The 15,432-nt window shown below is 41.4% G+C and carries 10 protein-coding genes; all 10 read left to right on the plus strand.

Annotation, left to right across the window (positions count from 1 at the left end; genetic code table 11):
• The first annotated feature begins 147 nt into the window (after window positions 1-147).
• The 10 genes from ACOEN1_RS07315 (at window position 148) to ACOEN1_RS07360 (ending at window position 15,424) form a co-directional block, all read left to right on the plus strand.
• On the plus strand, window positions 148-567 hold the full coding sequence (locus ACOEN1_RS07315) for a MarR family winged helix-turn-helix transcriptional regulator (RefSeq protein ID WP_422486082.1): 420 nt from the start codon (window positions 148-150) through the stop codon (window positions 565-567).
• Between the two features lie 14 nt (window positions 568-581).
• Window positions 582-1,286 (plus strand): ABC transporter ATP-binding protein, encoded by a 705-nt coding sequence (locus tag ACOEN1_RS07320; RefSeq protein WP_422486084.1) that lies wholly within the window; start codon window positions 582-584, stop codon window positions 1,284-1,286.
• On the plus strand, window positions 1,280-5,254 hold the full coding sequence (locus ACOEN1_RS07325) for an FtsX-like permease family protein (protein WP_422486086.1): 3,975 nt from the start codon (window positions 1,280-1,282) through the stop codon (window positions 5,252-5,254). The genes ACOEN1_RS07320 and ACOEN1_RS07325 overlap by 7 nt, the downstream gene beginning before the upstream one ends.
• Window positions 5,255-5,482: 228 nt before the next feature.
• Window positions 5,483-6,337: an ABC transporter ATP-binding protein gene (locus ACOEN1_RS07330; RefSeq protein WP_422486088.1), complete on the plus strand. Its 855-nt coding sequence runs from the start codon at window positions 5,483-5,485 to the stop codon at window positions 6,335-6,337.
• On the plus strand, window positions 6,337-7,374 hold the full coding sequence (locus tag ACOEN1_RS07335; protein ID WP_422486090.1) for an ABC transporter permease: 1,038 nt from the start codon (window positions 6,337-6,339) through the stop codon (window positions 7,372-7,374). Before ACOEN1_RS07330 ends, ACOEN1_RS07335 begins: the two co-directional genes overlap by 1 nt.
• A gap of 11 nt (window positions 7,375-7,385) precedes the next feature.
• Window positions 7,386-8,384: an ABC transporter permease gene (locus tag ACOEN1_RS07340; RefSeq protein WP_422486092.1), complete on the plus strand. Its 999-nt coding sequence runs from the start codon at window positions 7,386-7,388 to the stop codon at window positions 8,382-8,384.
• A gap of 522 nt (window positions 8,385-8,906) precedes the next feature.
• Window positions 8,907-10,769 (plus strand): aldehyde ferredoxin oxidoreductase family protein, encoded by a 1,863-nt coding sequence (locus ACOEN1_RS07345; protein WP_422486094.1) that lies wholly within the window; start codon window positions 8,907-8,909, stop codon window positions 10,767-10,769.
• Between the two features lie 13 nt (window positions 10,770-10,782).
• Complete coding sequence (locus ACOEN1_RS07350; RefSeq protein WP_422486096.1) at window positions 10,783-11,472, plus strand: HesA/MoeB/ThiF family protein; 690 nt, start codon at window positions 10,783-10,785, stop codon at window positions 11,470-11,472.
• Between the two features lie 114 nt (window positions 11,473-11,586).
• Window positions 11,587-13,488, plus strand: a complete 1,902-nt coding sequence (locus tag ACOEN1_RS07355; RefSeq protein ID WP_422486098.1) for a glutamine synthetase — start codon at window positions 11,587-11,589, stop codon at window positions 13,486-13,488.
• A 235-nt stretch (window positions 13,489-13,723) separates the two neighbouring features.
• Entirely contained in the window at window positions 13,724-15,424 is a 1,701-nt protein-coding gene (locus ACOEN1_RS07360; RefSeq protein WP_422486099.1) for an FMN-binding protein, read from the plus strand.
• The last annotated feature ends 8 nt before the right edge of the window (window positions 15,425-15,432 follow it).

Consider the following 15,432-nt stretch of genomic DNA (forward strand, 5'->3'; position numbering starts at 1 on the left):
CCCTGATTTGTATAATTAGATTATACAGCATTTGGAGAGACTTTGAATTATTTTGTTGATAATCAATAATATTTAATTGAAATTGACCAGTATCATGATATAATTAATAGTGTTAACAATTAATAGTATTAACTATGGAGGTATGAAATGGATGATTATAAACTTAAAAACCAGCTAATTGAGGCACTTGGAAAGGTTTACTACATGGAGGCTTTCTCCCAGCTTGTGGAATTTCTTCAAGGGGAACTCTATGTCCTATATTACCTTGCTACCAGGGATGAAGAAGAAACCAGCCCTTCAGAAATCAGTGAAAGACTACATATGTCCAGGCCAAGGGCTACAGCTACTCTTACAACACTAAGAAAGAAGGGATTTGTTGTTACCAAGGCAAATGAAGTGGACAGAAGAAGAGTTGATGTGATGATAACAAGGAAGGGCAAGGAGCATCTGGAAAGGAAGAAGAATGCAGTAAATGAGAATCTCGATATTTTCATTAAAGAAATAGGTGAAGATGAAGCACTTGACCTTATTAGAATTATCAATAAATCAGCAGGCCTTATGGAGTAAGAGAGGAGTATTTGATGAAAGACTTTGTAGTTCTTGAAAATGTATCAAAGTATTATTATATGGGAAAGCATAAAATTGAAGCTGCAAAGGATATAAGCTTCACCATAGATAAGGGAGAGTTTTGCGTAATTGTTGGACCTTCAGGAGCTGGAAAGACAACTGTTCTAAATATTCTTGGAGGAATGGACTCCTCTGATGGAGGGACAATAGCGCTGGAGGGTCTTGTAATAAGCAATTTGAATGAAAGACAGCTTACAGATTACAGAAGATATGACGTTGGATTTGTTTTTCAATTCTATAATCTTGTTCAAAATCTAACAGCACTTGAAAATGTTGAGCTTGCAACCCAGATCTGCAAGAATCCTCTTGATCCAGCTACAGTTCTGACTCAGGTGGGTTTGGAAGATAGAATGGATAATTTTCCAGCACAGCTTTCAGGTGGGGAGCAGCAAAGGGTTTCAATAGCCAGAGCCCTTGCAAAGAATCCAAAGATACTACTGTGCGATGAGCCTACTGGAGCCCTTGACTATGAAACAGGGAAGAATATCTTAAAGCTTCTCCAGGACAGCTGCAGACAGTTCGGCAAGACGGTAATCCTTATAACCCATAATCAGGCTATATCACAGATGGCTGACAGGATAATACACCTGAAAAATGGGCAGGTATCTGAAATGAGTACCAATCCATCACCGTTGCCAATTGAAAGGATTGAATGGTAGTGAAAAACGCTTATGGAAAGATAGTATCCAGGGAGTTTGTCCAAAGCTTTGGACGTTTTGCGGCCATATTTGGAATCGTAGCTTTGGGTGTTGGATTTCTTTCGGGACTTCTTGTTACAACGCCTGATATGCATAATTCCGTTGATGAATACTATGACAGGAATAATATGGCTGACATTTTTATAAAAGGTACAATGGGCATAACAGAAAATGACCTTCATACAGTTTCACAGCTGGAGGAGGTCAATGAAGTCATGCCCGCATACGTTATGGATATGATTGTGGACACATCCCAGAATGGGACCCTGGTTACAAGGATATACGGATTGCCTTTGATAAAGGGTGAAGCAAATATAAACAGGCTAGAGCTTCTTGAGGGAAGGATGCCTGAAAAAGCTGATGAAGTTCTGGTAGAAAGAAGTGGTTCATATCTTTCTGATATTCCATTGGGATCTACAATAACCATTTCCCCCGAAAATGAGGATTACGAGGATATTGGGGATTATTTTCATGTCCTTACCTACAAAGTTGTCGGAGTTGTGGGAAACACCTTTCATTTCTCTACGGAACGTGAAGTGACAAACGTTGGAAGTGGTAAACTGGGATCGATTATTTATTCAGACGAGTCCAGCTATGCCTTGGATAACTGGACGGACCTATATATTACAGCAAAGGGTGCCATTTCAATGGATGCCTTCTCAAATGAGTATGGAGTTAAGATCAAGCGTATTTTGGATAAGCTGGAGAGTATATCTGAGGAAAGATCCGCAGCAAGATATGAGGAAATCCTTGATGAAGCGGAAAGTGAGCTTGCTGATGGCTGGGAGGAATACAATGATGGAAAATCAGAGGCAGACCAGGAGCTCGCTGATGCATGGAAGGATATCCTCGAGGGAAGAGTGGAGCTTTCAGACGCACTTAAGGAGCTCCAAGATGGAGAAAAAGAGCTCTCAGATGCAAGGGTAACCCTAAGGGATGAAGTGGCAGATGCAGAGAAGGAAATTGCAGATGGGGAGCAGGAGCTGGCTGATGCTTTTATTGAGTTGAAAGATGCTGAAAAGGAACTGGCAGATGTATATGTTGAGCTTCAGGATGGTGAAAAGGAATACTATGAAGGGTATTTGGAGTTCCTGGATGGAAAAAGAGAATACGAGGATGGCCTTAAGGAATACCAGGATGGAGAAGATGAGTACCAGAAGGGTATAGGAAAGATTGAGGATGGAAAGAGGGAGCTGGCAAAAGGAGAGCGGGAGCTTGAGCGTGGCAGAAGAGAGCTTGAAGCCGGTGAAGATGAGTATTCAGATGGAGTAGAGGAGCTGCAGGAAGGAAAGGACCAGCTGCTGGCAGGAGTATCCCAGATAGCAGATAAATTCGGGATACAGGGATTCACTCCCCAGGAGCTGGTGGGGACAGCTTCGGGACAAGCTGTTCTTCGGGGTACAATTGATGGAGCCAGAACCCAATTGGAGGAGGGTGTTGAGCAGGTAGAAAATGGGATATCGCTTCTTGAAGATAATCTTGAGAATGCAAGGGCAGGCAGGAGTCAACTTGAGCTGCAGCTACAAGCTCTAGAGGAAGATCCCGACAGCAACCAGGAATCAATTGAAGCTATTGAGCTTGAAATACAGACTTTGGATTCACAAATCACAGTAATGGAGCAGGAGCTGGAGCCTCTGGAGCAAGAGCTTCAAGCTTTGGAAGCTCAACTTGGCCAGCTTCCAAATCCAGAAGAGCTTATTGGAGGCTGGAACCAGATTCTCTCTGGAGAAAGAGAATTGGAATATGCCAGAAGACAGCTTGATGATGGCTGGGATGAATACTATGATGGAAGATCTCAGCTAAGGGATGCTCAGGAGGAAATAGAAGAAGGGGAGGAAGAACTCCAGGAAGCCAGGGAAGAGCTTGATGATGCTAAACAGGAGATTCAGGATGCCGAAAAGGAAATAAGAGAAGGAGAACTGGAACTTCAGGATGGAAGAAGAGAGCTTGACGATGGCTGGAAGGAATACAACGATGGATTGGTAGAGGTAGAGGATGGATGGAAGGAGTATCAGGACGGTCTTGTTGAAATTGAGGATGCAAAAGTGACACTTAGAGAAGAGGTCGCAGATGCTGAGAGGGAAATCGCTGATGCAGAAATTGAAATCCGGGATGGCTGGAAGGAATACAAGGACGGAGTAATTGAGCTTGAGGATGGAGAAAGGGAGTACTTTGAGGAGAAGAACAAGGCAGAAGAAGAGCTTGCGGATGCTTATGCAGAGCTTATGGATGCTGAAAGGGTGATAGCTGAACTGGAGATGCCGGAGTGGTATGTTCTGGATCGTGAATCAAATATGAGCTTTGTAAACTTCCAGTTGAATGCAGAAAAGGTTGCTGCCATTGCCAAATTCTTTCCAATATTTTTCTATCTTGTAGCAGCTCTCGTTTCACTGACTACAATGACTAGAATGGTAGAGGAGGAAAGAACTCAGATAGGTATTCTCAAAGCACTGGGATTCAGGAAGATATCCATAATCGGTAAATACGTAGCCTATTGTGGTCTTGCAAGTATTCTTGGCAGTGCTGCAGGCCAGCTGGTCGGATTCAAACTGATTCCAAGGGTAATCTGGAATGCTTATGGTGTAATGTTCCACCTTCCACCTTTTATTTCAGAATATAATGCTAAGATAGCGCTGATTGCATCAGGCATAGCAGTCTTGAGTACAGTTGCAGTAACGGTCTATGCAGCAAATGATGCTTTGAGAGAGAAGGCGGCAACACTGATGCTGCCAAGAGCTCCAAAAGCAGGCAAGAGGATATTGCTGGAAAGATTTGGACCTTTATGGCGTAAGATGAGCTTCAATATGAAGTCGACAGCCAGAAATATTTTCAGGTACAAGAAGCATTTCTACATGACGGTTGTTGGGATATCAGGATGTACAGCCTTGCTGATGATTGGATTTGGTATGAGGAATTCAATTCGTGATTTTGCCGGTGCTCAGTTTGACGATATATTCAGATACCAGATAAGTGTAGAGCTTGATGAAGAGGAATTTGCCGATAGGTCACTGGATCAGTTAATTGATAATCTTGAGAATGTCGAATCCTATGCAGGGATATATTCCGACAAAGGAATTATACGATACGACAATGATCTGCTGGATTTAAATGCCATGGTATTTCACGACTCACAACAGCTTTCAGAATTTATACTAACAAAGGATAGAGAAGCAGGTGAAATTATTGTCCCTGGAACAGAGTATGTAATAATCACGGAAAAACTATCTGAGGTTCTTGGAATATCCATCGGTGATACAATTGTATATGAGGATGCTGATGAAAACCGTGGAGAGCTTAAGGTAACACATATTACAGAGAACTATCTAAGAAACTATATGTATGTTGATTCCGCTAAGTATGAGTCAGTTTTTGGAGCTTCGCCAGTCAACAGTGCTCTTCTAAGGACAAAGGATATGACTGATGAGGAGGAAGACAGTCTTGTGGAGCGGTTGCTTTTGGAGGAATCGGTTCTAAATGTTGAATTGGTGAGCCAGACCAGGACAAGCTTTGACAACCTTATAAGGAGTATAGACTATATTGTCTTTGTCATTATCGTTGCTTCCGGACTGCTTGCATTTATTGTGCTGTACAATCTGACAAATATAAATATCAATGAAAGGAAGAAGGAACTGGCAACCTTGAAGGTCCTTGGCTTCCACAACGAGGAGGTCTCATCACATATATTCAGGGAGATTGCGATTCTTACTATTATTGGAATTATAGTGGGGCTGTTCCTTGGAAGATACATGCACGAATTTATAATCAAGACAATTGAGGATCCAGATTTTATGTTCGGCAGGGATATAAGATTTATGAGTTATGTCTTTTCAGCAGTTATAACTGTCGTGTTCTCGTTTATTGTCAATGTCTTTATGAGCAAGAAGATAAGAAACATTGAAATGGTTGAATCAATGAAGGCAAATGATTGAACTAATTCACAGTTCAAAGAGCACAATTTACAATTATTAGTCTGGTATACAGATATAGAAAGGGATTCTTTACTGTTTATTTCATGATGACAGAGTAGTTGTCGTGGTGAGCGCAGTGAAGAATCTTTGTTTTTTCATTGTGATCTCTGAATTGTGAATTCTGTTTAATGGGTATAAGTAATCTTGATACATAAGAAATCGAATAGCAGCCACAAGGGGGAACCAAATATGATCAATGTTGAAAAGCTGTACTATTCCTATACTAAGGACAAGATCTTTGCAGTAAGAGACCTGAGCTTTAAGGTAGAGGAAGGAGAAGTATTTGGATTTCTCGGTCCATCTGGAGCAGGTAAATCAACGACCCAGGGTATATTGACCGGTCTGCTACCAATGCAGCAAGGTAAAGCTGATGTTGCTGGATTTGACATGAAGAAACCTCCAAGAGAGATGTTTAATAAAATAGGAGTCAGCTTTGAACAGTCAAATGTCTACGAGAAGCTTACTGCAAGAGAAAACCTGGATTTTTACAAAAAACTCTTTGATGTCCCGACACTTGACTCCCTTGAGCTTCTTAGGCTTGCAGGTCTTGATCATGTGGCAGACAAGAAAGCGGGAACATTTTCAAAGGGAATGAAGCACAGGCTTACCTTTGTAAGAAGCATGATCAACGATCCGGAAGTGTGGTTTCTCGATGAACCCACAACAGGTCTTGACCCGGCAATTGCCAGTCAAATCAAAGACATCATTAAGGATAAACATAGAGAAGGAAGGACAATATTTCTAACAACTCATAATATGTTTATAGCAGATGAGCTTTGTGACAGAGTGGGATTCATAATTGATGGAGTACTGAAGCTTATCGATTCACCGAGAAATCTTAAGATTCAATACGGTGAGAAGTTTGTCGATGTGGAATACAGATTGGATGGATCGACGAAGAAGGAGACATTATCAATTGTAAAAGAGGAGGACAGACACAGACTGAATGAAATCATCAACACCAGAGAAATCGAGTTAATGCATACCAAGGAAGCTACCCTTGAAGAGATATTCATCAAGGTAACAGGCAGGGGGTTGGTATAATGAGAGCCTGGTATAGTTTCTTGAAGGACCTGAAGGTTTCCTTTAAATCCTTATATATTTACATTGAAATAATAATGGCACTAGTAATAGTCCTGGTATTCGTTTTTGTTTTACCGGATGACTTTTCGCCAAATTTAACTGGTTATGTATATATATCGGATTCAGTAAAGGAGTATTTGACTGAAGATGAATTGAGGGGACTTCAGGAGGAAGAAAATCTGGTTGAGGTTGAGGATAAAAGTTTGATACCTGGAATGCTCAAAAAGGACAGAAACAGTATAGGATTCTCCCTGTATCACGAAGAAGGAAAAATGGTGTATGATATAGTTCTTCAAGGCTACGAAGGAGAAGAGGCAAAAAAACTCTTGCAAGAAGGTATTATGGCATATATGGCAACTGAATTTGAATTGTTTGAAAGCAAGATTCAGTATCTCACCTTGGAGGATGACAATGAAAAGCTGTCAGACAGGATAAATCTTTTACCAGTATTTTTGATGGTAAATACGGCCTTTATGGGTTTGTTTATAGTGTCCACATATATTTTTATGGATAAGGAAGAAGGGACGATCAAGGCTTTGGCTGTGACACCAACTAGAATTTGGGAGTATCTGCTGGGCAAGGTTGGAGTGATCCTGGTTACAGGTCTTGCAACGGGAATGTTGACAGTGTTTCTTATTATGGGGAATCAAGTACACTACCTCCAACTATTTGTACTTCTGGCTGCCAGCAATGTATTTGGAACTTCGGCAGGACTTCTTCTTTCAAGCTTTTATGACAATATCATGAAGTCCATGAGTGCGATGTATCTTACAATCATGACCTTTTTAATGGGGGCGATTCCTTACTTTTTACCAGGATTTTCTCCCTGGTTTATAAAAATATTGCCATCGTATCCAATGGTTTTCTCCTTTCGTGAGGTTTTTCTGGAGAATCCTGATGCAGGGTATGTTTACAGAAGCTCGCTGCTTTTTATCGTTCTGGCAATTATACTTTTTGCAATGGCAAACCAGAGATTTAAGAAGACCATAACCGCGTAGGGGGTGAGGATATGTTCAGTAAGATTATGAGAGTAGCTGGTATTGATATGAAAATCGGTTTCAGGGAGACTACAATCTTGTATATCCTCATTTTCCCTTTGATTCTTGCCTTTATTCTTAAAGCTTTGACTGCTTCAAATGATATCATCAGCCTTAATGTTGTTATTGATCCATCTGTACCCTCCCAAATGGAGGAGTATCTGGTACAGTATGGAAAGGTTGAAAGAGTTGATTCAAGGGAAGATATGGATGAAAGAGTAACAAAAACCGATGATTATCTTGGAGTCTACTGGGATGGTGAGAGCTATACGATTATCCAGCAGGGAAATGAAGAGGATCTTGGTGAGGTTCTTGAATTTGTCATTAATTCAAAGGAAACTGGGAGCCTTGACATTCCAGCAGAGGTAAGAATTTCTGATGTGGGTTGGACATTATCCCCAATGAAGCAGTATGGTGGGAGTCTTCTAGTGATATTTATGAGTGTCATGGGAGGAATGGTCATAGTGCTTAATCTGATTGAGGAAAAGACATCAAACACTCTGGCTGCCATGAATGTTTCTCCGGTGACAAGGAAGGAATACGTAATGGGTAAGAGCTTTGTAGGCTTTGTTGTTCCAATTTTCCATGTGATCGCAACTCTCCTGATACTTGATTATGGGGATATTGATATCCTAAAGGTCATTGTTGTTACACTTAGCATTGCTGTTATAAGCGTTCTGATTGGATTTCTGATTGGTGTTACCAATGACGATATAATGGGTGGAATGGCTAGTATGAAGGCCGTATTTACGCCTGTTTTGGCCTCGGTTTTCGGCGCTATATTCCTAAGTGCAAAGTGGCACTTTCTGTTGTATTGGTCGCCTTTCTACTGGGCGTTTAAGTCGATGGATGCCATAATACTCAAGCAGGCAACCTGGGGAGGGATAATGATTAATACTGTAATTATTCTTGGTTTGACTGGAATTGTGTTCCTGCTTTTGAATAAGAGGATTAGGGAAGGGTTGAATTAATGGATTTTTTCAAAGAATTCTAGGTAAGCCCGGAAAGTATAATGAATCGCTCTCGGATTCAAGATTAGGGATTTATCACACACAACTCGAAAATTGATTTGCTATCGATTAAGCGTGAAGTAGATTATTCGCTCAAATCGTTCATCAACACGAGAAGGGTAGTAACTTGATTGGTAATCACGCAAACCAGAACAATTTTCTCATCTCGAGTGAAAAATCTTGCTAATCTTTCCATATGTTCGCTAATCATTATTACTTTACTTGCTTGATTCCGTAGAGCCAAACACAACTGTCATATCGAGCGTAGTCGAGATATCTAGTATCTAAGGTTTGATTATTACTTTCCTTGCTATTCTTGCTACCGTACAACTAAACACAAATGTCATATCGAGTGAAACCGAGATATCTAATTACCTGGGATTCATTATACTTTCCTTGTAAACCCAGGAAATCAACTAACTTGTCAGAGAATTGCATCAACTAGACAAATTTTGTATAATAATGATATGGAGAGTGATAATTATGAATGGATACAATGGAAAATTTTTATTTATCGACTTAAGTACGAAAGAAACAACAACGGAAACCTTTGATGAGCAATTTGTGAAGGACTACATAGGAGGATATGGGTTCGGAGCAAAGATACTCTATGAAAGAATGCCGGCAGGCGCTGATCCACTTGGTGCGGACAATATTCTCGGATTTATTACTGGGATTACCAATGGGACCGGTGCAATGTATGGCGGAAGATTTACAATGGTACACAAGTCTCCAGTAACAGGGGGTTGGAATGACTCCAATTCCGGCGGGTTCTTCGGACCGGAGCTTAAAAAAGCGGGATTTGATGCCCTCTTTATCTCAGGAGTTTCAAAGGAGCCGGTCTACATATGGATAAACGACGGACAGGTGGAAATAAAGGATGCAAATCATCTGTGGGGAATGGATACAAAGGAAGTCTGGGAATCCCTTAAGGAAGAGCATGATGAACCTACAGTAAAAATTGTTGCAATCGGACCTTCCGGAGAAAGACAATCACTCCTTGCATGTCCAATCAACGATGGGCACAGGGCACCTGGAAGAGGCGGTGGAGGAGCGGTTATGGGTTCAAAGAACCTGAAGGCAGTTCTTGTAAAGGGTACCGGAAAAGTCCACGTGGCGGATTCAGAGGGACTAAAAGAAGTGAACAAGCTTGTTCTTAAGACAATGAAGGAAAATCCGGGAACAAAAAGATTCAGCGATCACGGAACAGGAGCTGGAACAGCAGCTGCTGCATTAAGTGGCGACAGTCCTGTTATGAACTGGAAAGGTGTAGGCATTATTGATTATGGTGAAGAATCTGCAGAAGCACTTGGAGCACAGGTGATGGACAGGTACAAGACCAAGAAGTATGCCTGTTCTAGCTGTCCCTTGGGATGTGGAGCAGAATATGAGGTAAATGAAGGAAGATGGCCTGTTGGAACCACTGACAGACCTGAATACGAAACGGCATCTGTTTTCGGGTCAACAATGTTGTGTGATGAGAAAGATGCCCTGATAAAAGCAAATGATATATGCAACAGATATGGAATAGATACTATTTCGACAGGAATGACAATAGCCTGGGCAATGGAATGCTATGATGAAGGTGTATTATCGCTCGAGGAACTTGATGGCATAGACCTAAAGTGGGGCGATGGTGAAGCAATTGTGGCATTGACTCAGAAAATAGCTGATGCTGAGGGTTGTGGAGAAGTTCTTTCAAATGGCTCAGCTTATGCAGCAGACTATTTCAAAAAGGGACACGAATATCTCCAGACTGCATCGGGTATCGAGCTGCCAATGCACGACCCTAGATTTGCACCGGGTCTGGCAAGAACATATCAGTTTGACCCAACTCCAGGAAGACATGTCAAGGGAGGAGTGGGCAGTCTTCAGATGGGAGGCAAGGAAACAAGACCAAAGTATGACTACCAGGGAACTGGTGACCAGGATGTAGACCTTACATCGAAGAGAGAAATAATGAATGTAGCAGGAATGTGTATTTTCTCTAGATTCGGAACACCACCTGAAGGAATAGTGGACAGCTATGTGGAAACAATCGGAGGATTCTCATTCGGAGAGGAAGAAAGCTACAAGGCTGGACTTAGAATTTATACAATGAGACATGCATTTAACATTAGAGAAGGAATTCTACCAAAGGACATGGGAATAACCCAGAGAGCGGTAGGAAAGCCTCCTTTGGAGGCTGGACCTCTTGAAGGTGTAGAAGTCGACAATGTGCTTCTTGGGCAGAACTTCTTCAATGAGCTTGGATGGGATTATGAGACCGGAATACCTTCGGAAGAATTCTTAAAGAAAATGGGAGCGTTGGACTATCTTGTGGAGGACTTCCACAAAAAAGAGTAAGGGGGTCTGAATCTTGAAGCTTGAGCATAGATATGATAGAAACAAGTCCTTGATCTCTCATGATGAACAGAAAATCTTAGCTGAAAAAACTGTTGGAGTTGTGGGGGCCGGAGGGCTTGGAGGGTATTTGGCCGAACTTGTCGTAAGACTGGGAGTAGGCAAGGTAATAGTAATAGATGGGGATGTATTCGAAGAGAGCAATCTCAACAGACAGAGATTCTCCAACGAAGACAATCTTGGAGAGCCGAAGGCAATAGAGGCAAAGCGGATACTTGAGAGAATAAATTCCCAAGTGGAGGTTGTCGCAGTTCATGACAGAATATCCATTGACAATGGCAAAGAGCTTCTCCAAGGAGCAGATTTGCTTTTGGATGGTGTGGATAACGCAAGGACCAGACTACTCCTTCAGGAAATATGCAAACAACTGGAGATTCCATTGGTTCACGGAGCAATTGGTGGCTGGTATGGACAGGTCAGTGTAGTAATGCCTGGAGATGACACCCTATCAACCATCTACTCTGATCCAGATGCAAAGGGTATTGAGAATGAACTGGGGAATCCATCCTTTACTCCTGCACTGGTTGCATCCTATCAGGTTGCAGAAGCCTTGAAACTCCTTTTAGATAAAGGGGAAACACTAAGAAAAAAAATCCTCTACATTGATACGCTCTCAAACAGCACCAGTATAATTGAACTTGAATAGAATCCTAGGACCCCAGATGGGGTCCTTTCGCATGATAAAGTAAAAGTCTTGACAATCACACTGTGGAGTAATAAAATAATAAAGTATAAAAAATTTGCTACCGGAGATGATAAAATGAGAAAAGATTTGTGTTACTTAATCAGGCATGAAAATCACAACAAGGAGGATTTATATAGAATCCTTGAGGATAATCCCCAGATCAGATTTGTCTCCCTTGGTGGCGTTGATTTGATCGGACATGAGACAGAAGAGAAGATACCTGTAAAGGTATTTATGGAAGACATGGATTTGTTTTTGGATGGTATTGCGGTCCAGACAGATGGCTCGTCAGTTTATCTTCCCAAAATAGCATCATTGGATAATGCAAAAATAGACATGAAATCAGATTTGGAAGCTAACTGGTTTGTTGACTACAATTTCGAGAATATCGATCAGGACTCAGGTAGACCGGTTGGAACACTTAAGATTCCTTGCTTTCTCTACCACGATGGCATCCCTGTTGACTCGAGACATATATTGAAGGATGCTACAAGTTACTTTGAGAGTCATATCGAAGAGCTTTTGAAAAACAATCCTGAACAAACAAAAGCCTATGGATTTCTGCCAGATGAAATCAAGAGTGTTCACGTAACAGCCGCCACTGAACTTGAATTCTGGGTAAGAACACCTGACTCAAACAGAGAGCTTCAGGAACTAACAACCTCACAGGAGTTAAATGAACAGTACTGGGCCAAGACCAGAGGAGCTGTTCGAACTGCTCTTGAAAATTCTCTTCAATTTATGGAGCTTTATGGTATGGAGCCTGAGATGGGTCACAAGGAAGTTGGAGGAGTAAAAGCCAGACTCCAGCATGATGGAAGCTTTTCAGGGATAATGGAGCAGCTTGAAATTGACTGGAAGTATTCCACGGCAATACAGACAGGTGACAACGAGATTTTTCTTAAGAATATTATAAAGGAAACCTTCAGAGCAAAGGGAATGGATGTAACCTTCCTTGCTAAGCCAATTCCAGGTGTTGCAGGAAGTGGTGAGCATACGCATATGGGTGTTGCCGTTGAGTTGAAATCCGGGAAGAGAATAAATCTGTTCCATCCATACAAGAAGCATTATATGAGTCCAATTGGATATGGGGCACTGATGGGAATTCTCAAGAACTATGAGATCATGAATCCATTTATAACATCATCAAATGAATCATTCAAGAGACTTAAGCCGGGATTCGAAGCTCCTGTATGCATAGTAACATCCCTGGGAAGAAGTGTAGAGGTTCCTTCAAGGAACAGAACCATTCTAATTGGATTGATTCGGGATGAGAACAACCCTCTAGCTACAAGATTTGAACTTAGAAGTCCAAACCCACATACGAATTCATTCCTTTGCATGAGTTCCATGCTTATGGCCATGGATGATGGAATCAACCATGTATTTAAGGAAAACAGGGATGAGGACAGCCTTTTGGATGAGTTGTCGAAAACTCCAGAAGATGAAGGTATATATCTTCAAAAGGGAAGAGCTTACAGAAGTGAGGTAAATGTATTTGATGATTATACAGAAAAGGAAAGGGAAGACTTCTTTGGAAAAGTCCCTTCAACAGTGTATGAAAACATAAAGGCATTCCAACTGTATCCGGAAAAGCTTTCAATTCTCAAGAATGGCAATGTATTCAGGCACAGCATAATCGAGAGCTACCAGTCTGCTGCAATTAACAAATGGTTTACAGAAATAGAGCATAGGATAATTCCTGATTCCATAAGGGAAATCAGGGGATATAAATCATTGCACGATCCGGCAAATGCATCGGATCTGGATATATCAAACTGGCTGGCAATACGAGATTTAAGAATTGAGTTGATGAAGGACAGCTTAAGCAGGACTTCAATGTTTACTCAAATCAAAGAGGCAATCGAGAAGCAGAATTATGATCTGGCATCTGAGCTTCAGAAAAGTATTTATGTCAAGATGGACAATTTGAGAATGCTTTACAGCCTATATAAAAAGAATCTTCTAGATATCTAATAGAAACCGTCACTGGAAAATCAGTGGCGGTTTTTTAACAAAGTATTTGAAAGCAAGTATTAAATATTAAACAGATGCAGCTGTACGTAATTAGGCGTTTGTTAAGAACATATGCCATATATGTTGAAATTACAACGTTTGTAACATAAACAACCATTGATTACATTACCAAAATATGGTATATTTGTTAATGATATAACGTTAATAATATTACAATAAAAGGAGATGAGTCATTTTGAAAAAGCTATTGGTTTTACTTTTGGCCTTTGCTATGGCATTTAGCATGGCAGCATGTTCAACAGCTCCTGAGGAGGAGCCTGCTGATGCAGTTACTCTTACAGGTGTAGGTGAGGGATTTGGAGGACCGATTGAGGTTAAAGTCATGATGGCAGGTGACACAATAAAAGGTGTTGAAATTGTTTCACACAGCGAAACACCGGGAATCAGTGATCCTGCAATTGAAGAGACTCCAGCTGCAATAGTGGAAGCGAATTCAACCGAGGTTGATGCTGTTTCTGGCGCTACATATACGAGTGATGGCATAATATATGCTGTAAACAATGCAATTGACCCTGATACATATCCTGCTCCAGTTGAAGAGGAGCCAGAAGACCCATCAGAGGTTACAGCATCTGATGTATACCTTGGATTCGGCATTTCTAATATGGGAAGAAAAGGTCCAGGAGCTGACAATGAGGAAGTTCAGGTTTGGAGCATCAACCAGGTTCTTGCCAGCGTACTCTTTGATGGCGAAGGTAGAATTCTTGAGATGAATGTTGACCAGTTGGAAATTGCAACTCCAAACTACGATGGCGATGGAATGCCACACTTCAGCGGATTCCCAGGCCAGGGTGGATACAACTGGGATGAGAATCATGATGAGGTTGTAGATGGAAAGACTCCTGATACAGAGGAGAACTTCTTTGCTGAAATCGATGGATGGATGACAAAGAGGGAAAGAGGCGACTCCTATGTAATGGGCAACGGCAAGACATGGGTTGAGCATATGGACGGATTCCAGAAGGCATTTGCTGGAATGACCGTTGAAGAAGTTAAAGATTGGTTTGACGATTACACCTCAGATAGAAACGGAAGACCGTTAAAGGATGGCTCAGAGGATGCAGAAGACAAAGCCAAGTACGATGCACTTACAGATGATGAGAAGGCAATGCTTGCAGATGTGACATCATCTGCAACTATGAGTCTTAATGATTCACACGGTGACATAGTGGCTGCAATTGAACTTGCATATGAAAACAGAAAGCCCCTTGAAATTGAGGAAGCTTCATCATATGGTCTTGGAATCGCCAGCATGGGAAGAAAGGGTCCAGGAGCTGACAATGAGGAAGTTCAGGTATGGAGTATAAACCAGGTAGTGGCAAACTCACTATTTGACGAAGAAGGAAAGCTTGTTGCACTTCATGTTGATCAAATGGAAATTGCAACTCCAAACTATGATGGCGATGGAATGCCACACTTCAGCGGATTCCCAGGTCAGGGTGGATATAACTTCGATGAAGATCACGATGAGGTTGTAGATGGAAAGACTCCTGATACAGAGGAGAACTTCTTTGCAGAAATCGATGGATGGATGACAAAGAGAGAAAGAGGCGACTCATATGTAATGGGCAACGGCAAGACATGGGTTGAACATATGGATAAGTTTGAAGAAGCATTTATCGGTATGACTGCAGAAGAGCTTGAAGATTGGTTTGACAAGTATACATCCGACAGAAACGGAAGACCTTTAAAAGACGGTTCAGATGATGCAGAAGACAAAGCCAAGTATGATGCACTTACAGATGATGAGAAGGCAATGCTTGCAGATGTGACATCAGCTGCAACAATGAGTCTTAATGATTCACACGGTGATATCATAGCTGCAATAAAGGCATCATATGAAAACAGGAAAGATATCGATTTGAAAATAGAGTAATTTCCCCT

The sequence above is a fragment of the Gudongella sp. DL1XJH-153 genome, assembly GCF_049310905.1.
Classification (GTDB): domain Bacteria; phylum Bacillota; class Clostridia; order Tissierellales; family Tissierellaceae; genus Gudongella.